This window comes from Actinomyces bouchesdurhonensis (genome assembly GCF_900128465.1).
GTDB classification, from domain to species: domain Bacteria; phylum Actinomycetota; class Actinomycetes; order Actinomycetales; family Actinomycetaceae; genus Pauljensenia; species Pauljensenia bouchesdurhonensis.
In genome coordinates, this window is record NZ_LT635869.1 from 271,683 (window position 1) to 294,313 (window position 22,631).

Sequence of the window (22,631 nt, forward strand, 5' to 3'; positions counted from 1 at the left end):
TCCGCGTGGCGGTGGATGCTGGTGCTCGCCACGATCCCCGCTGTGCTCCTGTGGGTCGGGATGCGCCTCATGCCCGAGTCGGGCCGCTGGTACGCGTCGAAGGCTCGTTATTACGAGGCCGTGGGCGCCCTCAAGCGCATCCGTGACCCCCGCCGCGACGATGTGGCCGCCGAGATCAGCGAGATCATCGCCTTGCACGCGGCCGAGACTAGCCAAGGCCACTGGACCCTGCGGCGCACCGCGTCGGTCGCGTGGACCAGGAGGCTCCTGTTCATCGGCATCGGCCTAGCGTGTTTCGACCAGCTGACCGGCATCAACACCGCCATGTACTACCTGCCGAAGATCCTGGCAGCCGCGGGGTTCAGCTCCGCCGATTCGATCACCCTCAACGTCATCACGGGGGCCGTCGCGTGCGTGGGCGCCGCCTTCGGCCTGTACCTTGTGTCGAGGTTTGCTCGGCGCCACGTCGGCATCTACCAGGAGACGGGCGTGACCGTGTCTCTGTTCGCTCTCGCTCTCGTCTTTGGGCTCGGCATCGGCCCCTACACGCTGGCTGACGGGAGCATTTCGCCTGAGATTCCTTCTTATTTGCCGTGGCTGGTCCTCGTCCTCGTGTCCCTGTTCGTGTTCGCTAAGCAGTCCGGCACCGTCAACTGGGTGCTGGTTTCCGAGATCTTTCCCGCCCGTATTCGCGGCGTCGCCCAGGGGTTCGCGGTGGGCTGCGGCTGGATGATGAACGCAATCGTCACGTGGCTCTTCCCGATCATGATCGGCCACCTGGGGGCGACCTGGACCTACCTGACGTTTGGCCTCATTAATGTCGTGTCCCTGTGCTTCTACCTATTCATCGTGCCTGAGACGCGCGGGGTGTCCCTGGAGAAGTTCGAACACAACTTCTCGACGCGCTACGGGGTGTAGCCGCCCTACTGCGTGCGCCCGGGGCCCGACGCGAGATCGCCACACACCTGCACACCGCACACCCGCATGGTTCCCCACAAATGTCGCACGTAATTCCCCTCCCCGTTATTCAAACTTTGAAATCTGATCGTTGCAATTCCAACGTTTTCAGGGGACATCGAAAACTGACCAAGGGAAATTACGTGCGACTTTTGTAGGAAGGCGCACGCCAGCAAACGCGCGTCAGCTGTCGCCTCGCATCCAGGGGTCGCCTCGCATCCAGGGGTCGCCCCGAACCCGACGCTCGCCCCTCCGACAATCCCGGTACGCTCGCGGCTCAAACCTCGTGTGGCGTGCGNCGAGGATGCGGGGCGCGTGGCCGCCGGGATCCTGGCCGATCCGGGGCACTATGAGAATCAGACCCTCGACGTGACGGGCCCCGAGGCCCTCACCCTCGACGAGATCGCCGCAATCCTCACCCGCGTGCAGGGACGCCCCGTCACCTACGTGCGCGAAACCGTCGAGGAGGCGTACGAGTCGCGCAAGAAGTGGCCGGCCGCCCAGTGGGAGTACGACTCGTGGGTGTCGACCTACACGTCGATCGCCCGCGGCGAGATGGACGTCGTGTCCACGACCGTGCGCGACGTGACGGGCCGCGACCCGCTCACCTTCGAGGAGGTCGCCCGGGTGGCGCTCACGTCGGGCCGCTGACTGTCGCGATTGTGGTGCGGTTGGGACGGACTCGTTTCTCTTATCAGGGACGAGGCCTGGGGTCCCTCATGCGCTCATGCTTGCTGCCTCCGTCACACTCCTGGTAGCGTCGGGGCAGTCAAACGGTAAGGAGATGCCATGAAATCCAAGAAGCACATCCTCGTGACGCTGATCGTCGCGGTCCTGGCAGGCATCGTCATCTCCCCGATGCTGCCCCTCGAATACCGTGAGGCCATCGCCTCTTTCGGCTCTTCAGAGTTGAGTGTGGGTGGAGGCGTCTAGGCCTCCTGCGATGAGGAGCATTCGGAGTCTGTAGTTGGTGGGGTTGCGGTAGCCTCTGGCGGCGCGTCTGCCCAGCTCGATGATTCCGTTGATGGCTTCTGTTGGGCCGTTGCTTGCTCCGCCGGTATCGAAGTAGGCCAAGAATGCGTCCTTCCACTTGCGTAGGGTCCGGCCCAGGCGAGCGATCTCGGGGATGGAACAGGCTGGTAGGCTCTCGATGAGACGAGCGGCCAGGCGTTGGCCTTGGGCGGGTGTGTCTTGATGGAAGACGTCTCGGACTTGCCCGGTGAAGGTAGGCGACTTCGACACTGATATGCGCCTCATCTGCCGTGAAGGCCTCACGGAGGCGTTCCTTTTGACGCTTCGTGAGCCGATCACGCGAGGCGCGCAAAAGATTGCGGATCTGATAGAGGGGGTCACCTTTGCGCCCGCGGTGACCGGTCGTGTCTTGCTGGACGCGGCGACGCACCTCGTCAAGGGCGTCGCCAGCGAGCTTGACGATATGGAAGGCGTCGAGGACGCTGGTGGCGTCTTGGAGTTGATCGTCGATGGCGTTCTTGCTGTCCCTGGAAGGGATCCAGCGTCGCGATCTGGATACCGGAGCGAAACTCTTCGCCGCGCTCTTCGAGCCAGTTCTCATGCGCGGTGCCAGACCTTNTTCTGTTGGGCCGTTGCTTGCTCCGCCGGTATCGAAGTAGGCCAAGAAGGCGTCCTTCCACTTGCGTAGGGTCCGGCCCNGGAGCAGCAGCAGGTAGGGTGAGACATTGTCGAGGTCCTTTGAAGATCGCGGGGGTTGAAGTCCGCTCATCATCAAGGACCTCGACCTCTACCCGCAACCCCCGACCAACACCCGGTCACCCACACTCAACTCGGAAGAGCCCCTCTTTCTTCGCGCACCCGCTGTACTACCTGGGCTTGGGTGACTGGTGAGCACTCCGAAACCACGCACCTAAGTCAGGAAAGCAGCGAAGTAATCACAGATACGTTGCTCTCATCAAGCTGATCGTCGAGAAGCAGAAGGTGGTCTAGACGGGGGCTGAACTGTACCGGCCCCCGGATCAGGGCCCTACCTCTACATCTGCGTGGTGCGCTCAGCTTTTCGCTGTCTATTCAGCTCTTGGCGCCGAGCCAAGGAGATGGGGCGCTGATAGATCTCCTCAAGAAGTGCACTCATAAACTCGAGAAGGTCATCGCAATCCTCCGCATCAATCGTGGCATCAAGATCACCATGAGCCATCTCATTACCCATCAATCGAACCTGATGTGACAGGCCTGCCAGCGTCGGATTAATCAAGCGAGACTCTTCAAGGCCGTCGATCTTCTGCTTCAGCGTCCCCTGCGTAATGTCCTTGTCCTTGCATGTTGCCTCGATGACGGTTCGAGCTAGCAGGACAGCTGCACGGTATGCACCCACAGACTGACAGATGTAAGCCTCAGAGGCCGCTCCCGCAATATTCGGCGGAACATCCGAAAATTCACGTCCATTTGGCACTTTCGGTGACCACTCGACGTCAGGCTGATCTTGCGTGAAAAACTGCTTCACCGTTCCATCAAAAGTATAAATCTCCACGAAAGATGCCAAACCGACCGAGATAACACCGCACCCATCGCAAGTGTACGCGTGCATGTAGATCTGTTCATCGAAGGAACGGATTACATCGCCAAAAGGTGTCTGCCGCGCTTCCTTGCGACAGTTCCAGCAGTGTCGTGATGCCATGTCGCTACTCTAGCCCTGAAGTGACGATCCCCGTAACCAAACGTGGAACCAAATTGAAGAGATACTCACCAAGAGCTTCACCCTCCTCACAAACCCACCGGTCTTGACATTCAGACCCCGTCTCAATATCCTTAGATGAAACGTTTCATCCTCATTGTGGAGGACCAATGACTACTTCATCTCAAGACCTCGTCTCCCACCTCATCGAGCTGTCCAACCAGATCGGCGCGGACACGGAATACACGCGCTCGGGGGGCGGGAACTCGTCCGCAAAGATCGGAGATACCCTCCTCATTAAGCCCAGCGGGGTTCCGCTCGCGACCCTGCGCGAGGAAGACTTGGTCCCGCTCGACATTCCNTGCCGCTCGAGATGTCCGCGAACGACCCCGTCCGGGTGGGAACACCCACGACCGCCGACGCGGTGTCGTGGGACCCGACGGCGACAACCGGGGTGCGCTCACCCGTCGAGGTGCGCAGGTCGAGCCCCTCAACGCGGGCCTCACCGATGACCTCCCCCGGCGAGATGAGCGGCGGGAAGATGTGCTCGACCCCGAAATCGTCGCGCAGCCTCTTGAGAATCTCGGGATCCCAGTCGCGCCCCGCGGCGTTGACGAGGCCGGTCGTCGACGCGTTCGTCAGCTCGCTTCGCGCATGACCCGTCAGCCAGTACGCCAGCAGATCGGGGATCAGGAGTGCCGTGCGCGCACATTCCGCGCGCGCCTCCGCCCGGTCGGCCACGCGCTGGAACAGCGTGTTGAAAGGCTGGNAGCACACATCAGCTACGACAGCGCACCGCCGGACCCGAGGAGCGCGTCGGCCTCGTCCCAGAGGGGCGCGTGGGAGGCGCGCGGCTCGTAGGTGAGAAGCGCCGACGACGCCCGCGAGATGGCACGAAGGTCCATCAGCGTCCCGCTGGCCGCGCCAATGGCGCGCAGGGAGATGAGCATGTTTCCGAGGGCCGTGGCCTCGACGGGTCCCGCAATGACCGGGATGCCCGTCGCGTCGGCGGTCTCCTGCGCCAGCAGGCGATTCTTCGACCCGCCTCCGACCAGGTGAATCGCTTCAGGGTGGGTGCCGCTGAGCTCACTCGTCCGTCGGNTGGCCGAGGCGTTCCGTCGCGCGGTGGACGCGCCGAGCGTAGCGTTGTCGACGGACGGCCTGTCGGCGCTCGCGTCGGCACCTGGAGGGCCGCTGATCCCCGATCAGATCGTGTACGCGGGTTCCTTCCCGGTGGTCCTGGAGGCGACCGACACGGAGGACATCGTGTCGGCGAAGGTGTCGTTGCACCGCGCGCAGCACGGGCGCAGCCCCATTGTCGCCGTCATTCCCGGACTCGCGGTGGCGGCTGTGGGATGCACGAACGAGGCCTCGGATAACGCGTTGCACACCTTCCTGGACGCGTTGCGCGTCACGCGGGACGCGAACCTGCTCGGGCGTGTGCGCGTCATGGACGAGCGTGAGCGCGGCTTCATCGAGAACTGGGAGGCGGAGTCGTACCGCCAGAAGGTAGCTGCCACTCAGGGGTCGTGACACCCTGCTGAACATCTGAACATACTGTTCGTTATCACTACATTTGGGGCATGTTCCCAGACATGCCCCAAATGGCCGTCGGCGCCTATCCACGATAAGGTCCCCTGCACAGACTCCGGACACGCCCCTCAATCGGCACAGTAGGCGCGCGGACCGTCCTCATACGAATGTGGGCCGCGGCTCGACCGATAGTCGAGCCGCGGNTCATCATGCGCCCCACGAGGCCTGCTGGCCGCCCACTCGCTGCTCGCAGATGCGCTCGGAGTAGCCTGAGGCGGCGTAGGCCGCGAGCGGGTTGGGGTCGAGGCCCTGCTCCTCGCGGAGTTCGCCCAGGAGCGGGCGCACGTCGGAGGAGAAGGCGTCCATGAGCACCTGGTTGGCGGCCAGCACGTCGTGCTCGTCCTGCGCGGTCGCCAGCGCGTCACGGTCGACGAGGAGCGCCTTCGCGGTCGCCTCCTGAACGTTCATCGCGGAGAGGATTTCGCCGGGGATCTTCTCTTCGAGGTTGTGGCACTGGTCGAGCATGAAGTTCACGCCGGAGGTGGGCGCGAGGGCGCCGAAGGAGACGATTTCGTGCATGATGCGGAACAGCTGGAACGGGTCGGCGGCGCCCACGATCAGGTCGTCGTCCGCGTAGAAGCGCGAGTTGAAGTCGAAGGCGCCGAGGCGGCCGGCGCGCAGCAGCTGAACGACGATGAATTCGATGTTGGTGCCGGGCGCGTGGTGGCCGGTGTCGAGGCAGACGACGGCACGCTCCCCCAGAGCGGTCACGTGCGCAAGCGCCGTGCCCCAGTCCGGGACGTCGGTGTGGTAGAAGGCGGGTTCGAAGAACTTGTACTCCAGGAGAAGGCGCTGATGTGGAGCCAGATTCTCGTAGATAACGGACAGTGAGTCAGCGAGGCGTTCCTGGCGCGCGGCGATCGAGTCCTGACCCGGGTAGTTCGTTCCGTCGCCCAGCCAGATCTTGAGCGTGTCGGAGCCGGTCGCGTTCATGACGTCGATGCAGCGCAGGTGCGCGTCGATGGCCTTGCGTCGGATGGCCTCGTCGGAGTTCGTCAGGGAGCCGAACTTGTAGTCGTCATCCTGGAAGACGTTGGAGTTGATGGTGCCCAGGGTGATGCCCTGCGAGCGCGCGTGCTCCGCGAGGTCAGAGAAGTTGTCAACCATGTCCCAGGGGATGTGCAGGGACACCCGCGGGGTGATCCCGGTGAAGTGGTGAACCTGTGCCGCGTCGTCGATCTTTTCGTAGGCGTTGCGCGGGGTGCCGGGGCTCGGGAAGACCTTAAAGCGGGTTCCGGAGTTGCCGAACGCCCAGCTCGGCAGCTCGATGGTCTGCTCGCGCAGCAGGGTGCGGGCGCTTTCGGACAGGTCGGACAGGTGGATGGTCATGACGTCTCCTTCGACGTGTGGGGTGTGGATTGACGAGGCCGGGGCGACTTCGGGGGCCGGGACGGTCTCTCGGGGGGTGGCCTCGGTGGGCGATTAGGCGAGGTAGAAGTATTGACTGAGGAAGTGGGCGCTTCCTCCTCCGTCCGGCTGGAAGTACTGAGCCATCTCGGCTTGCCAGCGCGTATTGACCTCGAGGTCTTCCATGGCTGCGGCGGCCGCGCGGGCGTCGTCGGCCTCGTAGTAGCCGACGACGAGGCCGGTGTGCGGGTCGAGGAAGAGGGAGTAGTGGCGCCACCCGGCGTCGCGCAGGGCCTGGAGCATCTCGTCCCAGACACGCTGGTGCACGTCGGCGTATTCGGCGAGTTTCTCCGGGCGGACGCGCAGGAGGAAGCAGGCTCGGTGGGGGCTGGCCTGGCTCGTCGTGGCGAGCGTGTGGGCCAGCGGTGGGGTCTCGCTCATGGGAAATCCCTTCATCGTTGAACGGAAATTGATGGTGCCCATTCTAACGTGAATCGTTTCATTCAGCAAACAGGGTCATTCACGCAACCCGCGTTTTGCCGCATGAACGCGGGGTTGGCAGGCGCGACGGGCGCGCCCACCAACCCCGTCAGAAGTGGCGTCAGAAGTCGTAGTTGTCGATGTTGTCTGCGTTGAAACGCACGGGGTCACCGACGACGACGGTCTTGTTCTCGCCGATCGTGCGCTCACCGAGGTCTCCGGCGGTGAACGTCTCCCCGACCTCGCCCTTGATCGCGCCGCTATCGAGGGCGGCACCCGCGTAGGCCGCCACATATCCCAGCTGGGCGGGATCCCACAGGGCGAACTCCTTGACGGTCCCGTCCTTCACGAAGGAACGCATCTCGTTGGGCAGGCCCAGGCCGGTCAGCACAACCTTGCCCTTGTAGTCGGAGGTCGACAGGTAGCGCGCGGTGGCGGCGATGCCGACGGTGGTCGGCGACACAATCGCGTCCAGGTCGGGGTGTGCCTGGAGCAGGCCCTGCGCCTCTTGGAACGACTTCGTGTCATCGTCGTCGCCGTAGACCTTCGCGACGATCTCGATGCCCTTGTACTTGTCGTTCGAGGCGATCTCTTCCTCCATGAACTTGATCCACGCGTTCTGGTTGGCGGCGTTCGCCGTCGCGGAGAGGATGGCGACCTTACCGGATCCGCCGATCTGCTCGGAGACCATGTCGAGCATGGTGATCGCCACCTGCTTGGACTCGACCTGGTTGATGAACAGGTCGCGGCAATCCGCCGAGGCGTCGGAGTCGAAGGTGACGACCTTCGTGCCGGCCTTGCGCGCGTCCTGCAGAGCCGGGCACACGGCGTCGGGGTCGTTCGCTGCGATCACGAGGACGTTGGTGCCCGCCTGCACCTCGGAGTTAATGAAGGAGACCTGTGAGGAAGAGGAGGCCTCGAGGGGACCGACGACGTTGACCTCGGCGAATCCGATCGCGCCGGCGGCATCCTTTCCTCCGCCGAGCATGACGTCGGAGAAGGGGTTGTTCAGCTGCTTGGGAATGAAGGTGATCGACTGGGAGGACACGTCGTAGGAACCCGAAGCGTTCCCGCCGGAGCTGGGATCGCTGCCCTGCGTCGACGCTCCGCCGCCGCAGGCGGTCATCAGGAGGGCCGAGGCCAGCGAGAGTGCGCCGAGTGCGGCCACTCCTTTCTTCATGTGAGACATCGTTGTCTTTTCCTTTCGGGCGCACGCGCCCTGTTGCGGGGGCATGATGCCCCTCGTTGTGGGATTGTTAGGCGCTCGCCGCGCCCGGTGCGACGCTGGCGCGAGGGGTACGCGCGTCAGCTCGATGAGCCAGACGTTGGCGGATGGCATCCACCAGCGACGGCGCGACGACGGAACCGATCAGGAGCAGGCCCGTGACCAGAACCAGGATGACTTCGGGGATTCGGTTGAGGCGCAGCGCGTAGTTGAGGACGCCGATCGTGAGGACGCCGCAGACGCTTCCCCAGATCGAGCCTCGTCCACCGAAGACGCTGACCCCACCGAAGACGACGGCGGCGATGACGACCAGCTCCAGGCCCTCGACGTTGTCGGCCTTCGCCGCGGAGTAGCGCAGCGTCCAGTAGATGCCGGCCAGCGCCGCCATGAGGCCCGACAGCGTCAGGGCGATGACGCGGGAACGCTTCGTGTCGATACCGACGAATTCGGCCGCCTGCTTGGAGTAGCCCAGCGCGAAGAGGCCTCGGCCGTATGGGGTCTTGTGCAGCAGGAGCCAGAAGAGGACGACGAACAGGGCGACGGGGATCGCCATGTACGCAATGCCCGTGGATCCGAAGGAGCCGGTGACCGCGGAGGTCGCCCACTTCGGGAAGTCGGAGATGGACTGGTCGCCGATGACGACCAGGGCGAGGCCTCGGTACAGCGCGAGCGTGCCGATCGTGACCGCGAGCGCCGGCAGGCCCACGTAGGCGGTCATGATGGCGTTGACGAGGCCGCAGGCCAGTCCGATGAGGAGGCAGATCGCGATGCTCGCCCAGAATCCGACGCCCGACTGGACGAGGACGCCGAAGGATGCGCTGACGAGCCCGGCGGTGGAGGCGACGGACAGGTCGATGTCCGCGTTGATCATGACGAGGGTCATGGGCAGGGCCATGAGGAGCGTCGCCGTCACGTCCAGGGTGAGGAACGTGAGCGTGCGGGGCTGACTGAATCTGGGAACGAGGATGGTCGCGACCACGATGGCGAGGATGAGGACGAGGGTCATGTGCGAGTCTCGCGAGGAGAACACGCGGCGAATGGAGGCCATGAGGTCACGTGACGAGGCCTGAGTCGGGGTGTTCATCAGCGGTCCCCTCCTTTCTTGCGCAGCGCCTCGTGGCGGCGCATCGAGCTGACTCGGTCGACGACGATTGCGATGAGGATGAGCGCGCCGACGACGGCCTTTTGCCAGAATTTATCGACGCCGACGGCTGTGAGCGCGGACGTCATGGTGGTGAGGAGGAGGGCGCCGATGGCGGCTCCGTAGGCGGTTCCGACGCCGCCCGTCATTGCGACGCCGCCGACGACGCAGGCGGCGACGATGTCGAGTTCCATGCCTGCGCCCGTCGTCGCGCCGACGGAGTTAAAGCGGGAGGCGTAGAGGACGCCTCCGAGTCCGACGAGCGCGCCGTTGGCGACGAAGGCCGCAAAGACGCGCTTGGCGACGGGGATGCCGTAGACGGCTGCGGCCGCGCGGTCGGAGCCGATCGCGTAGAGGTCCCGGCCGGAGCGGGCGTAGCGCTGGTAGAGCGAGACGATCACGATGACGATGACCGCCAGGAGGGTGAGCAGCGGAAAGCCGGCGATCGTGGCGACTCCTAGGTCGCCGAAGGCCTGGGGGCGGTCGCCGGCGAAGTACTGCGTGGATCCCGCCCACCAGTTCAGTCCTCCTCGGAAGACGTAGAGGGTGCCCAGGGTGATGACCATCGCCGGGACTTTCGCCTGGGTGACGAGGAGGCCGTTGAGCGCTCCGAGCAGCGCTCCCAGCACGATGCCGGCGACGAAGACGACGCCGATGGGCAGCCCCGGGTTGGTGGCGAAGAGGAAGCCGGTGGCGAAGGCCGTGCAGCCGAGGATGGAGCCGACGGAGAGGTCGACGCCTTCGGATTGGATGATGAGGGATTGCCCGGCGGCCATGAGCATGGCGATCGTCGCGTTGAGGAAGAGGTCGCGCACGCCCTGGGCGGACAGGAAGCGCGGGTTGATCGCCCAGGTGAGGAGGACGAGGGCGATGAGGGCCGCGATCACGGGGAGCTCGCGCATCGACAGGAGAGAGCGCAGCTTCGATGGGGCGTGCTTCGTGGTCGCGGACGAGGGCGTGGCTGGCTGTCGGCTTATCGGCGACGGCCCGTGGACGCGGGAGGGAGGGGTGAGTGTTGCGGTCATGATGCGGCCTTTTCGTGGTCTGTTGCAGCCGTCATAATGGCGTCAGCTGTGGCTTCTTCTCTGGTGAATTCGCCGGTGATGCGTCCTTCGCACATGACGAGGACGCGGTCGGCCATGCCGAGGATTTCGGGCAGCTCGGAGGAGATCATGATGACGGCCACTCCCTTGGTGGCGAGGGTGGAGATCAGGCGGTGTACTTCGGCCTTCGTTCCCACGTCGATGCCGCGGGTCGGCTCGTCGACGATGAGGATCGTCGGGTCGGTGGCGAGCCATTTCGCCAGGACGACCTTTTGCTGATTGCCGCCCGACAGCGCGGACACGGGGGTGTCCTGGCTGGCCGTCTTCACTTCGAGGTTGGTGGACCATTCCTGCGCGACCGCTCGCTCGGTGCGGGAGTTGATGAGTCCGCAGAGGGCGAGTTTGCTGCGCAGCGTGAGGGCCGTGTTGCGGGCGACGGACAGGTCCATGACGAGGCCTTGCTTGCGCCTGTCTTCGGGTACGAAGGCGAGGCCGGCGCGAATAGCGCCCACCGTGTCGCCAAGCTTCAGCGGCTTTCCGAAGGCGGTCACGGTGCCGCCGTCCGCCTTGTCGATGCCCATGATCGTGCGCACGACCTCGGATCGGCCCGCGCCGACCAGGCCCGCGAGCCCAAGGATCTCTCCGCTGCGGACCTCGAAGCTCACGTCCTCGAAGGCGCCGTATCGGGTGAGTCCTTCAACCGTCAGGACGGGATCGCCGATCTGCGCGTCCAGCTTGGGGAAGAGCTGGTCGACGTCGCGGCCGACCATGTCGCGCACGAGCTGCGCCTTCGTGGTTTCCTTCAGGTCGCGGGTGGACACGTAGGCGCCGTCGCGCATGATCGTCACGTCGTCGCACAGGTCGAAAATTTCCTCCATCCTGTGCGAGATGAACATGAGGGAGGCCCCCTTGTCGCGCAGGGAACGCGCGACGGAGAAGAGGCGGTCGACCTCGTGCCCGGACAGAGCGGCCGTCGGTTCGTCCATGATGAGGACCTTGGCGTCCAGCGAGATGGCCTTCGCGATTTCGATGATCTGCTGGTCCGCGATCGACAGGCCGTCGGCCAGCTGGGAGGGGTCGATCGGCACTTCGAGGCGGTCGAAGAGCTCCTGGGCGTCGCGCCTCATGGCCGCGTGGTCGATGAGGCCGAAGCGCCCCCGGGGCTGACGCCCCACGTAGATGTTCTCGGCGACCGTCAGGTCGGGGAACAGGGTGGGTTCCTGGTAGATCACCGAGATTCCGGCGGCCTTCGACTCCGCCGGGGTCTTGAAGCGCACCGGATGGCCCTCGACCAGGAACTCTCCGGAGTTTGGCTGGTGGATGCCGGCGAGGACCTTCACAAGCGTCGACTTGCCGGCGCCGTTTTCGCCGGCCAGGGCGTGGATGCGGTGCGGATACAGCTCGATGCACCCATCGGACATCGCGGTGAAGGAGCCGAACTTCTTCACCGCGTGTTGAAGCGAGACGACTGGCCTGTCAGCTTCTCGTGTCATGTGGTCACCTCTTCATCGAGGAATGAAACGATTCAGATAAGAAGAGAGTGTGCCACATAACAATATGCGTGTCAACTCTACGCGTCAGCCTTGAACTAGCCAGGAAAATTGGAGCGTAAAGCTCCCAGGAGATGACACAATATGAACGTTTCATCACTCGAGTTTCTGAAAGAGTCACCATGACGCCGCCCCGCCAGACCTCAGAGGGCACGAGTCCCCAGGACGCGACCACTGCCTCGTCCCCCGCAGCGCCCCGCAAAGCCCCCGGCGTCAAGGACGTCGCCGNCCGCGGCGTCGCGTGTGCGGCGCTGCTGCGTGCCGGGCGTTCCCGTCGTTGGGGGCGCGTCGACGTGCCCCCAATCCTAGGACAAGGGGGTGGTGGCGTTCACTGTTCGGGTCGCTGTCGAACGAGGCCATGGTGGGTTTTTGGGGTGCGTGTGGGATGATTTTGGGGGGATTTGTCAGACGTGTTCGGCCACAGTCCTCGCCACATTGAGACGAAGTGGATTAAATGATGGTTAACTGACACACGCGCCGCCCGACCCCTGCACGCCCGTTCAGTGATTCGTGTCATATGTGCACGTCTGGGCAGGTCGCTGTACGGCAGACTGCCGCTCCCACAACGCAAGCCTCTCCCATCCCTCGGGAGCGCCAGTTCGAGAAAAGGGGACAATGTCATTATGCGGGAACGTATCAAGCAGCTGAGGCAGGCGACTGGCGGGAGATAAATCGAGCTGGCGATGCAAGTATTGAATGAGCGACAACTGCCCAAAGGAACGATTTCTCAAACCAGCCACCTCTTGCAGCCGCATATCATTACTGAACTTCGGCTTAATATCGAAAACACGATTAAACATACGCGCATGATGAGCGGCATAATTTCTTACAATATTCAGACACTTCAGCCACGATGCGAGCTGTGGAGCAGCAAGTTCACAGTCATCCGCAATGTCATGACGCACTTCCGTTGGAGAAAAGTCGTATAAGTACGACAACATCCCCCAGTCCATGATTTCAACGGCTGCCCAGATGGGCATGTCACCATGATAGTGTCGTCGATGATGCTCGACAAAGTCTTCTTTCGAAGAGTTTACAGCTCTTTCAAATTTCTCAACCCAAACCGCATGTCTACTACGACGACTCCCCTTATTCGATTGACGGGCATACGCACTTAGACGTGTCACATCTTGATAAATGAATGGGTCAACACTTCCCAGTCGATACCCAAGCATGGTACGGATCGCCATTTCAATACGATCCAATTCAGCAAATACGACATGACGCATGCGCTCGTCAAACTCGTATAGGTCGATGACCAAATCAAACGAAGCTCCATCGACAAACTCATCGTACGCCTGACCGGTATCTGGAGAAAAACGGCGCATGGGATACCAATACCCTGACAGTCGATAGTAGTTCAGTCGAGCAAGCTTCTCCTCTGCGCGCTCAACGTTATCGATACGCATCCCACGACTTCGTAGCAGCTCAACCTGTTCGGCGTAGGTTTTAAACACTTTCACGCGAGTCACGACACAGATCGCCTCTCCCGAATAGCAAGGACCGGCCCTGGACTCCCGCCGTGAGGCGGGTAGCGGAACCGGTCATGTTGCGTACAACAATACTCCTAAACAACGCGGGCACCACAACAAGTGCTAGTGACGCTCACCACTAGCTGCAAGCAAGTGGCCTGACTTTACTGTATTGACGGTGCACTCAGCGGCCAACATCGCCTCGCAACTAGACGATTGACACGCGGGGAGTTTCCTCCCTGCTGACGTTGATCGTGATCTCCTTCGTCCGCCGCAGGTGCGGGATCGCGTAACGGGGGTCGAATTGTGATAGCGGCGTGTACGCCTCATAGACGTCCAGCCCGCGACCAAGATCGATCACCCAGCCGGTATCGGTCACGATGCTACGGTCGTGGAAGTAATCAACGATGCCCCAATCGATGACGATTCCGAACTGTCCCCACGACTGCTGCAGCTGTTCGAACGTCGCTTCCTGCCTCGCGCGATAGTCATCCTCATCGCTCGCGCAGGTCTCGATAACAACGCGCGGCAGCCGAGCGGCGTCAGCGTGCTGGATCAGCTGCAGCAGAATTTCGTGCACGTTTCGGATTTGGTGAGGCTTGCGTAAGTATGGGTCACGGATCCGAATCTCAGCCGCATCGAACAGGTACGGGAGCAGGATGTCCGCCATGGAATGACCCATGCTCGGTTCGATCTTGTAGCGCCTGGGGACGGCACGCGCTTTCAACACGGCTCTACGGTCGAAGACCGGAGAAGCCGAGCTCCTGTCTCCGCGTGCATCCACAATATCGTCCGACTTCGGAAGACCGTCGGAAACCTCTCCAATACCCCGTTGACCGCTCCGCTCATCAGCATCGCTGCGCGACGTGAAGTACTGCGGATAGTCCAGCTCCTCCTGGGTGGGGACGGACCGGGCGCTCGAGGCGTCGTAGCGGTCCTGGTCTACGCGTCCCAGCATGTACGTGAAGTGAGAGCCGGACGCAGCCATGGTGTCGTCGAGTCGGATGATCTGATCCTTGACGCGCTTGCGCCCCTCGATCGCGAATCGGAGCAGTTCCTCAAGCTCCTCAGGCGCACCATCGCGCGCCGGGAAGATGAGTTTCGCCAGGCCCGAGAACGTCTTGCGCACGGCGTCCTGATCGCGCTTGGACATCGCCGGATCGAGCGTCGCGAGGGTATCCAGGTCACCCGAGTAATCCAGGGTGCGCAGGTGCCGCAGCGCCTCCGCCAGGTAATCGACGATGAGCCCGTACCCACGCGAGAACAGCTCGGGCCGCACAATGTCCACTTCCCATCCGGGCAGGTAGTAGTGGATGCGGTCCATGTACGCCGTGTCGTGATACGCCTCGGGCAGGGCCTCGAAAAGGTCGGCGCTGGCCAGCATCGCGGGTACGGTCCGCGTCGTGTTACCGACGAAGACCATCGAGGCCTCGGCCGTGATCGTGCTGTCGCCACGCGAGAACGACTTGTTCGCGAGATAGTTCTTGAGCGTGTCGACCAGGCTGCGCTCGACGCGCTTGTGCCCGGCAAATTCATCGAAGGCGACGACGTCCCAGTAGCCAACCAGGCCGATGCGCCGGGTCGCGTTATTAACGAAGAGTTTTGCCAGCGTCACCTCGCCGCCCGACACGAGGATGCCGTGGGGCGAGAATTCGGAGTAGATATGCGATTTTCCGGTGCCCTTGGGGCCCAGCTCGACGAGGTTGTAGTTGCGTTCGACGTAGGGAATGAGGCGGGTCAGCTGGAAGAGTTTCCCGCGCCGACTAAGCTTCGCGGGGTCGAGGCCGACCGAGGCGACGAGCAGGTCGATCCACTGGTCGGCGCTGAACGAGGCACGCCCCCGGCAATAGCGTCCGAAATCGAAGCGCGGCAGCTGGATGGCTTGAAGGCGGGAAACAATCCACGGGCTGGATGCTTTTGCTCCGGAATCTCCCATCGGCACGTAGGACATCTCAGCCAGGCACCAGACACCACCGGTCAGGAGGCGGTCGTTCTCACGAACGGTCTCGTCGGATACCAGCGCGTTGGTGACCCCGAGATTTTCGAAGGAGGCGTTGTATCGGTCGTGCGTGTCGTCGAGGCTGACGGAGACCTTGTCGATAATCCGATACTGTCCCTCCTCGCGGATGCGTGACTTGATGAGCTCGGAATCTCCGCGGTTGACGTAGTGCTTGGCGAGGATGCGACGGACACTCTCAACGCCCTCGTTGATGGCCGTTTCGCTCGTGGTCGCACAGTACTGTGCGAGCAGGAATTCGAGCACGTAGGAGGGGACGATCGCGTTGCCCTTGACCTGGCCGACCAGGTCCTTTCGGACGACGAAGCCGTCGTATGCTCGCGCGGCGATTTCCTCGTACTCCGCGAGCTTTCCTCCCCCGCTGCCCACGATCAGGGACGAGGCCGGGGAATCCTCGCGCTCTAGGGCTTCTTCGGGCGAGATGTTCATAGGTCGAATCCTCCGAATGCTCCGAACCCGTTGTCGTTGAGGGTCAGCTCGTGGGTGGCGACGGGCTCGCCGACGACCTGTCCGTGAACGGTCTTGTAGGCGACGATCCTGACAGCTTCGCCGGAATGCCTCTCCAACACCCCGTCAAAAAGGATAAGTTCGCTGCTCTGCTTGAGCGACACCTCGGAGCGCTCAGCCGCTTCCAGAGTAAGGACTCGAGTGCTCGACAGTTGCTCACCCGACATGCTCTCGAGACCAATCGTGACGGTCAGAGGGCGTCGCGTCGGGCTGATGGGTTCCCGCTGGATGACACGTGGACTGAAACGGTTGACCTTCAGGGACGTGTCGTCGTAATGCAGGGCGATACCGACGTCGCGGACCTCCTCGGCACCCCTACTACCCACCGACACCTCGATGACGGGGGTGGTAATTTCCTGGAGCGAGGCTCCGCCGTGAACGAAGCGGTTTCCTCGGCCCTGGGCGCGGATGCGGCGGGTACCGTAGGGCAGCGCGATGCTCGGCCCGTCTGTCAAGCCGATGCTCTTCGCGTCGAAAGCGACGAAGTCGTCCGTCGACTCCAGGTCCTTGCCGAGAACGTAGCGGCGCTTCTTCACGGAGACGGAATGCCCGCGCGGGACGCCGCCCTGTTTCGCGGTGTCATCATTGGCGGGTTCGCTGTCCTGGAAGAGGAAGCCGTGGTCGGCGGTCACGAGGATGCGGGTGATGTCCGCGGAGATGAGCTTGCCGACGAGGCCAGAGAGCTCGTCAATCGCACGGTTGACGGCATCGGGGGTATCACTTTCCGAGGCCGCGTGGTCGCCGATTGCGTCGATGACGTCGTGGTAGATGTACACGGCGGAGGCGCCCTTGAACTTCGAGCGCATCGACTTGACGGAGTCGCTCGCGAGCTCCTCGTAGGTGAACGCACGCCCGTCGGCACCTTCGAGGATTGTCCGGCGTGCGTCGATCCCGGACGTCGGTCGACCGTCGGCCTCGACGATCACTTGGTCTTTGCCGCGCACACCGAGGGTCAGCTCTCGATGCGGGAGCAGCGCAGCCATGCCGAGGGCCGTGATCGACGGCAGCATCGTGTACCAGGGGTTCACGGCGACCGCCGCGCCGCGTCCGAGGGAGCGCAGGTGGTCGGCGAGCTCGACGCCGGCCTCGTATCGGAGAGCGTCGGAGATGATGACGACGGTTCGCCTGTGGGTGCCCGCGACGAGGAGACGGTGGAACGAGTCGATGCGCCCGCTGGACGGAGGAACGGTGATGTCCCATGTACGCATGCCGCGCAGGGCGTCATCCCACGTGCGCGAGAGAGGGCGCAGGTAGTCGTCACGGTACGCGTTTTCGACGTGCCGGTCGAGGTCGGTGAGGACGTCATCGACGTGAACGGCTCGGGAGGCGCGCACGTAGTGGCGGTACTCCTGGTCGATGGCCCACAGGCCGCCGTCCAGGTCCGTGTAGCGGGAAAAGCCCTCGGCTGCGTCCGAGAAGGAGATGCCCGGGAGCGCACGCAGGTGAGTGAGCAGACGCGCCCCCGCCCGCGCTGCATCCCACAGCGCCTCAGTGTCGTCGAACCAGAGCCCTTCGCGGCGCCTTCCGCGCTGCTCTTCGACCTGGGCGACGCCGATGGATCCATCGANGCGCCGGGCCCATCGGCGGGCGTCATCTCGCGTGGCCACGTCGCGGGTCCACATGCTGAAGTCGCGCTGGGCGGAGTTGTGCCGGTGGTCCCAGCCGTTCGCGTTCATGACGAAAAGCCATGTCATGAGAGAGTCAAAGCTGTGTTCGCCGTCGTACCCCCAGATGGCGTGGGCACCTTCCCAGAAGTACGCGTCGAGGCCCCACTTGAGGGCGTCAAGCGGGTTGTCCTGCGTCATCGATGCGAGCTTCGTGAAGAGGACGGAGAAGGAACGCTGCTGCGTCTTGAGCAGAACGGCGCTCATCGCGGCGAGGAAGGTCTTGCGGTCGGATCGCTTATCGGCGTCGCTGATGGTGCCGAGGTGCTTCTTGAGGTCGGCGACGCGGGCGGTGGAGTTGAAGAAGGGGGCGTATTCGTCGATGACTGCGGCCAGGGCGGGGTCGACGCCGAGTTCGCGCACGAGGAGGGTCGAGGCGTCGGCCTTGAACGTGGGGTATCCGCATCGCACGTCGGCGAGGAGGTCTTCTTCGAGGGGCGGGAGCTCACCTCCGCGGTAGAGAACGTAGCGGGACTTGGTGTCTTCGGCGAAGATGCGGAGTTTGGTTTCAAAGAGGTTGGCGTTGATGGCGATGAGGGTGGCGCCGTCGAGCAGCTCTCGGACGGCGTCGAGGTCGTCGGCGTATTCGCCGTTGCGATCCAGCCACATGACGATGCGCCCCTGCTCGAGCAGGGCGTTCAGTTCCTCTGCCAACCGAGAGGCACCGATTCCGCTCATTGTGTGCCTCCTCCGAGTCGGTTGTGCAGCTCCGTCAGGCGCTCGAGTGCACGCCTGAGGCTATCGCTTTCGGCGGCGGCGCGCTCGATGCTCCAATGGTGCGTCATGAGGTGATGAAGGTGTGTCGCGTACGCGGGACCGAATGCCAACTTTCCGCCTTCACGGAGTACAGCGTCCTTGAATTGAGCCTTTTGGAACAGTCGCAGCAGATGGTCTTTAGGCCGGGAATCGTAGGGCCTCACACTCGCTATGGGCCGCTCGCAGAATTCTGCGACTCCCTGCCGGTCCGCCAGGATCCACGACTCGATGCACTGGTTGACAATCCGGATGAGCAGATCGGGCGACTCACCCGGAGTTTTCGAGGAGAGCATCGAACGCACCGCCACAGGACAACCACCCTCGTCACGGTCAAGATCGCGGAAGATGACATACGGAATAAACCGAGCGGCCTCCCAGTACTTCTTGATGTCCCTGTCGATCACACCCTTTCCGTTGGCCCTCGTAAAAGCGAATTCACCGTTGACCCATCCCGCCGCGTGCATCAGCGCGGTGACAACCGGTATGTCTGTCGGTCCCTCGACGATGACCTGGGCGAAGACGTAACCCTCCATCTCTTACAAGGTTCCCAGCGGAATCGTGCGACCGTTGACAGCATCGATGCCCTGCGACTTGGGCAGGCCAGCGCTAACGACGGCTTTGATGCGCGGGTCGTTCGACTCCGATAGCAGCTGACCCGTCGTCTCACCGTTTTCCGAGCGCAGCACCAGGACCTGGCTGGGGAGCACCAGCTCGGAGTCAATGAGTTCCGGCGAGTGGGTGCTGATGACCATCTGCACGTCGCGGTTCATGGCGACCTCTGCCAGGAGCGAGGGGAGCGATCGGACGACGGAGGCCTGCAGGAAGGTTTCTGGTTCTTCGATGAGGACGATGCTCGTGTCGCGCGGCAGCGTCTCCAGGTCGAAGAGCAGTCCGAGCAGGCGCAGCGTTCCCTCGGAGAATTGCTCGTGCGAGTAGACGCCGGTCGCACCGCGCACGGGAGTATCGCTGTAGAACACGAGCTCTGTGCCGAGTCCCATGCGCTGGTAGGACAGGTTCGGGATTTCCGGAACTACCGCGGCCATGATCGGGCGAATGCGGTCAACCACGGCATCCAGCTGCTGATCCGAGAAGCGCCCCGCGTGCTGGAAGAAGCCGGTCCCATGGTCCGGGTCGTAGCGATCCGCGCGCTCGAGCATCTTCTTGGGGTTCGGGTGAATGTAGCGGATGCCCGAGAGCATGTTGCGAATAGACAGGGCACTTCCCGTTACTCGTTTTGTTCCAGGAACACCCGTTACGTCTTCGCCGTCGATCACTAGCTTTTCATCTTCGACGAAAGCATAGTCCGAGACGTATTCCGACACCGGGTCAACGCTCTCATCCTCCAGCTGATATTCGTCGGGGGAATCGGCTATCTCCATTGTCGCTAGATGCTCGAAGGAAAACGAAGTAGGTTTGGCAGCAACCCGGGGCTGAAGTATCCGAGGTTGATCGGCCTCCAGCAAACCAGCGGGAATACCGGCTTTCAGAGGACGCATCCGCATTTCTCCACCAACGAAATCCTCAACCACTGTCACCTTCCGAAGGGACAGATCGTAGGTAATCTGGTGCACATCGATCTCCGCTGTCACGGCAAACGATGCGGAGTCTGCTCCCGTGTGAAAGTAGCGCTCCGGGCCTCCTAGGTCCACCGAGGCTGCCAGCAGTCCGCGCCGCGCGACATCACTCAGAAAGCGCAGGGCGGCCAGCAGGTTGGTCTTGCCCGAGGAGTTGGGGCCGACAACGAAAAGACGCGAGGACATGTCGAACTCGATATGGGCGAAGTTGCGCCAGTTCGTGATGGCGATGTGCGTCAGCTTCACGTCGCGTCCTTTCGTTGCCAGACGGGGTGCCTCTCCAGTGTCCCACGGGGTGGGGGCACTGTCAGGACCACCACACGTTGTTCTTCTTGATTTCCCCGCGGGCCCACTTCAGGTCAGTCGCGATTCCCTTCTTGACGTCCGTCGTGGCGTCACCGATTGCAGGCTGGGGCAAATCGGCCAGGTCCGAGCGCCAGCCGTAGGCGAGCTTGAGGCGATTGATGCGCACGCCGTCGTCCAGGTCCAGGTGGATGCGGCGCTGGGCGAGTGGCTGCAGAACAGAGTCGATGTAGCCCTGAACCTCCGCGACCTTCGCGTCGATCTCCGCACGCTTCTTGTCGAAGCGGGCACGCTCGCGATCGGACTTCCTATCGTTGCCCTTCACGGCGTCGCGGTCACGTCCGATAGCCTCCGATTCCGCCTTGAGCCGATCGACGAATGGGGCCGCGTACTTGGTGAGGACCTGTCCAACCGTGTCGGGCGTGTAGCGGTGCAGGTAGATGAGCGCCCGGAACGTACCCTTCGGAGACTCGAGGGACCAGTACACGGGGCGGCCGCTGTAGTCCTTCTGGTGGTCGGCGTTGAAGGACTTTGCCATGTAGTCCTCGAGCGTCTGCTCGGGGTCGGCGGGGATCACCGGTGGAACGAACTCGGCCGTGTTGCTGCCAGACTTCACGGCCAGGCAGCGAGTCAGGAACTCAATGTTGTCGCCCAGATCAGAGGCACCGAAGACAACTCGCAGCACGGCCTTCACGCGGCGCGAGGCGTCGTCGTCAAAAGCACCGCCGGTGACGGGAATGATGCCGTCATCGTCGGGCTGGAGGCGCGGCTCGGCCACGCGGTCTCGGAACTCGTCGAGAGTCGAGGCCTGATCGGCCAGCACGAGACCGGGAATGTCGACGCTGTAACGGCCCATCGTGACGCCGATGGCCCAGGAGATGAGTTCACGCGCGCTTCGTTGGTAGTGCAGCCAGCGGTATTCCTCCTCGCTGCGCTCGGGTGCACCCTTCGTGGGAGCGAAGGCGAACCGCGGGTTGTAGGTGAGGGAGACACGCGAGAGCGGGACGTCGACCTCCACTTCCTCCGCAAGGCCGTAGACGTCCGCCCAGTAGCGGTTGTTCCCCGTCTCCAGGCGTTGCGCTTCCTCTGCGGTCTCGCAGCTGCGGCGGTACCAGTCGTCGAAGGCGTCCTGGAGCAGCGAGTGCCCGCCGCGCAGGTAGGGCGGCCGGGCGAAGTCCCACGAGGTCTCCCGAGAGTCCCAGTCGGCCCGGAAGATCTCAGTCAACCGCTCAACACCCGTTGAATCGAAGGACTCGGGTTCAATCCAGGGAAGGTTCTTCACCTGTCCAACCTCGAAGTGTGTCCCTGGCGCGATGGCCTCGAGGACGGTGGTCACTACTCGCGAGTTGGCATAGCTCAGAACTTTGAGCCGTTCACAATCCGCCGGAAATAGAGCTTGCCCAACATGGCTGAAGATACTTGAAGCCTCATACAGACGGAATGAGGGCGGTGTCATAGGGTGTAAGCAATTTTCGTGTAGTGGTGATGCTGTTTGGAGGCTGATCATGGGGTGTCGTCGGATGCTTGGCGCCCGGGATCGCGCGACGATCATGGCGGGGGTGAATGTGGGCTTGTCCCAGACGCGTATCGCCCACTTGATTGGGCGTAGCCCCTCGGTGGTGTGCCGTGAGATCGCCCGCCATACGGGCCCTGATGGGCAGTATCGGGCCGAGGAAGCCGGCAAGGCGGCCCGCGCGGCTAGGCGTCGCCCGAAGAAGCGCCTGTTGGATTGTGACGAGGTCCTTCGCCGCCGTGTGATCGCTGATTTGTCCCAGGGGCACACTCCCCGCCAGATCAGCGGGCGCCTGCGCGCCGAAGCGTGTGGCACACTGCCCTCCATGGATACTTCCCCCGACGCCCAGGGCCACACGATCAGCCACGAGGCGATCTACACGTGGATTGACGCCCACCCCAAGAAGACGCTCATCGAGCACGGCATTTGCTTGCCCTCGCGCCGGTGGATGCGCAAGAAACCCCCAGCACCAGCCACCAACCCTACCTCGACGCCATCGCCTACGAGCTCAACAACTGCCCCAGAGCCACCCTCGGCTACCGCACCCCCACAGAAGCATTCAACGAACTCATTGCTACCACCCATTGACACCGCCAACAAACTCGTCGCACGCCTGACCGGTATCCGGAGAAAAACGGCGCATGGGATACCAATAGCCCGACAGCCGATAGTAGTTCAGTCGCGCAAGCTTCTTCTCTGCATGCTCAACATTATCGATACGCATCCCACGGCTTCGAAGCAGCTCGACCTGTTCGGCGTAGGTTTTGAACGCTTTCATGCGAGTCACGACGCAGATCGCCTCTCCCGAATAGCAAGGACCGGCCCTGGACTCCCACTGCTAA

At 63.0% G+C, this 22,631-nt stretch carries 20 protein-coding genes and 3 pseudogenes; 6 read left to right on the forward strand and 17 right to left on the reverse strand.

The features are described from left to right. From BQ7477_RS09660 to BQ7477_RS12135, 3 genes and pseudogenes are all read left to right on the forward strand, one after another. On the forward strand, positions 1-918 hold a 918-nt coding region (locus tag BQ7477_RS09660), incomplete at its 5' end, for an MFS transporter (protein ID WP_159430595.1). A gap of 327 nt (positions 919-1,245) precedes the next feature. Beyond that, positions 1,246-1,608: pseudogene (locus tag BQ7477_RS09665) on the forward strand (Rossmann-fold NAD(P)-binding domain-containing protein); the annotation flags it as partial. 138 nt (positions 1,609-1,746) lie between these two features. Continuing rightward, entirely contained in the window at positions 1,747-1,890 is a 144-nt protein-coding gene (locus tag BQ7477_RS12135) for a hypothetical protein (protein ID WP_200783510.1), read from the forward strand. Here BQ7477_RS12135 and BQ7477_RS13135 read toward each other — a convergent pair. Both BQ7477_RS13135 and BQ7477_RS09675 read right to left on the reverse strand, forming a co-directional pair. Continuing rightward, a pseudogene (locus tag BQ7477_RS13135) lies at positions 1,861-2,549 on the reverse strand (ISL3 family transposase); the annotation flags it as partial. The gene BQ7477_RS12135 and the pseudogene BQ7477_RS13135 sit on opposite strands and share 30 nt — an antisense overlap. Before the next feature lie 413 nt (positions 2,550-2,962). Next, positions 2,963-3,607 (reverse strand): DUF4145 domain-containing protein, encoded by a 645-nt coding sequence (locus tag BQ7477_RS09675; RefSeq protein ID WP_084795785.1) that lies wholly within the window; start codon positions 3,605-3,607, stop codon positions 2,963-2,965. A gap of 167 nt (positions 3,608-3,774) precedes the next feature. On the opposite strand from BQ7477_RS09675, the gene BQ7477_RS12525 reads away from it, so the two are divergent. After that, positions 3,775-4,116, forward strand: coding sequence for a class II aldolase/adducin family protein (locus BQ7477_RS12525; RefSeq protein ID WP_234968817.1), 342 nt, complete (start codon positions 3,775-3,777; stop codon positions 4,114-4,116). On the opposite strand, the pseudogene BQ7477_RS09685 reads toward BQ7477_RS12525, so the two are convergent. Then, a pseudogene (locus BQ7477_RS09685) lies at positions 4,070-4,381 on the reverse strand (FGGY family carbohydrate kinase); the annotation flags it as partial. The gene BQ7477_RS12525 and the pseudogene BQ7477_RS09685 sit on opposite strands and share 47 nt — an antisense overlap. 5 nt (positions 4,382-4,386) lie before the next feature. Beyond that, the gene (locus BQ7477_RS12695) at positions 4,387-4,803 is read right to left on the reverse strand and encodes an FGGY-family carbohydrate kinase (RefSeq protein WP_084795787.1); all 417 of its coding nucleotides are present in this window, start codon (positions 4,801-4,803) and stop codon (positions 4,387-4,389) included. On the opposite strand from BQ7477_RS12695, the gene BQ7477_RS09695 reads away from it, so the two are divergent. Next, complete coding sequence (locus BQ7477_RS09695) at positions 4,730-5,137, forward strand: hypothetical protein (protein WP_200783511.1); 408 nt, start codon at positions 4,730-4,732, stop codon at positions 5,135-5,137. The two genes, BQ7477_RS12695 and BQ7477_RS09695, sit on opposite strands and share 74 nt — an antisense overlap. Positions 5,138-5,344: 207 nt before the next feature. Here the strand turns inward: BQ7477_RS09695 and rhaI are convergent, their stop codons facing one another. The 12 genes from rhaI to BQ7477_RS09755 form a co-directional block, all read right to left on the reverse strand. Further along, positions 5,345-6,526 (reverse strand): L-rhamnose isomerase, encoded by a 1,182-nt coding sequence (gene rhaI / locus BQ7477_RS09700; RefSeq protein WP_073983723.1) that lies wholly within the window; start codon positions 6,524-6,526, stop codon positions 5,345-5,347. 93 nt (positions 6,527-6,619) lie between these two features. Further along, on the reverse strand, positions 6,620-6,985 hold the full coding sequence (locus tag BQ7477_RS09705) for an L-rhamnose mutarotase (protein WP_073983862.1): 366 nt from the start codon (positions 6,983-6,985) through the stop codon (positions 6,620-6,622). 160 nt (positions 6,986-7,145) lie between these two features. Continuing rightward, positions 7,146-8,213: a rhamnose ABC transporter substrate-binding protein gene (gene rhaS / locus BQ7477_RS09710; RefSeq protein WP_073983724.1), complete on the reverse strand. Its 1,068-nt coding sequence runs from the start codon at positions 8,211-8,213 to the stop codon at positions 7,146-7,148. Positions 8,214-8,280: 67 nt separating this feature from the next. Next, positions 8,281-9,333 carry an ABC transporter permease gene (locus BQ7477_RS09715; protein WP_073983725.1) on the reverse strand — a complete coding sequence of 351 codons (1,053 nt, stop codon included), beginning with the start codon at positions 9,331-9,333 and terminating at the stop codon, positions 8,281-8,283. Next, positions 9,333-10,415: an ABC transporter permease gene (locus tag BQ7477_RS09720; RefSeq protein WP_234968788.1), complete on the reverse strand. Its 1,083-nt coding sequence runs from the start codon at positions 10,413-10,415 to the stop codon at positions 9,333-9,335. Before BQ7477_RS09720 ends, BQ7477_RS09715 begins: the two co-directional genes overlap by 1 nt. After that, a complete protein-coding gene (locus BQ7477_RS09725) occupies positions 10,412-11,926 on the reverse strand; it encodes a sugar ABC transporter ATP-binding protein (RefSeq protein ID WP_073983727.1) in 1,515 nt (504 codons plus the stop codon). The genes BQ7477_RS09720 and BQ7477_RS09725 overlap by 4 nt, the downstream gene beginning before the upstream one ends. Positions 11,927-12,483: 557 nt before the next feature. Next, complete coding sequence (locus tag BQ7477_RS09730; protein WP_073983728.1) at positions 12,484-13,455, reverse strand: Abi family protein; 972 nt, start codon at positions 13,453-13,455, stop codon at positions 12,484-12,486. Positions 13,456-13,663: 208 nt separating this feature from the next. After that, positions 13,664-15,901, reverse strand: coding sequence for a BREX system Lon protease-like protein BrxL (gene brxL / locus BQ7477_RS09735; protein WP_073983729.1), 2,238 nt, complete (start codon positions 15,899-15,901; stop codon positions 13,664-13,666). Beyond that, a complete protein-coding gene (gene pglZ, locus BQ7477_RS09740) occupies positions 15,898-18,321 on the reverse strand; it encodes a BREX-1 system phosphatase PglZ type A (RefSeq protein WP_073983730.1) in 2,424 nt (807 codons plus the stop codon). Before pglZ ends, brxL begins: the two co-directional genes overlap by 4 nt. After that, positions 18,318-18,932, reverse strand: a complete 615-nt coding sequence (locus tag BQ7477_RS09745) for a hypothetical protein (protein WP_073983731.1) — start codon at positions 18,930-18,932, stop codon at positions 18,318-18,320. Before BQ7477_RS09745 ends, pglZ begins: the two co-directional genes overlap by 4 nt. A gap of 3 nt (positions 18,933-18,935) precedes the next feature. Beyond that, complete coding sequence (locus BQ7477_RS09750) at positions 18,936-20,219, reverse strand: AAA family ATPase (protein ID WP_073983732.1); 1,284 nt, start codon at positions 20,217-20,219, stop codon at positions 18,936-18,938. Between the two features lie 61 nt (positions 20,220-20,280). Then, positions 20,281-21,612 carry a BREX-1 system adenine-specific DNA-methyltransferase PglX gene (locus BQ7477_RS09755; protein WP_234968789.1) on the reverse strand — a complete coding sequence of 444 codons (1,332 nt, stop codon included), beginning with the start codon at positions 21,610-21,612 and terminating at the stop codon, positions 20,281-20,283. Between the two features lie 621 nt (positions 21,613-22,233). On the opposite strand from BQ7477_RS09755, the gene BQ7477_RS13290 reads away from it, so the two are divergent. Beyond that, positions 22,234-22,377, forward strand: coding sequence for a hypothetical protein (locus tag BQ7477_RS13290; RefSeq protein WP_234968823.1), 144 nt, complete (start codon positions 22,234-22,236; stop codon positions 22,375-22,377). On the opposite strand, the gene BQ7477_RS09765 is transcribed toward BQ7477_RS13290, so the two are convergent. Then, the gene (locus tag BQ7477_RS09765) at positions 22,364-22,576 is read right to left on the reverse strand and encodes an Abi family protein (RefSeq protein ID WP_200783513.1); all 213 of its coding nucleotides are present in this window, start codon (positions 22,574-22,576) and stop codon (positions 22,364-22,366) included. The genes BQ7477_RS13290 and BQ7477_RS09765 overlap by 14 nt on opposite strands. Between the last annotated feature and the right edge of the window lie 55 nt (positions 22,577-22,631).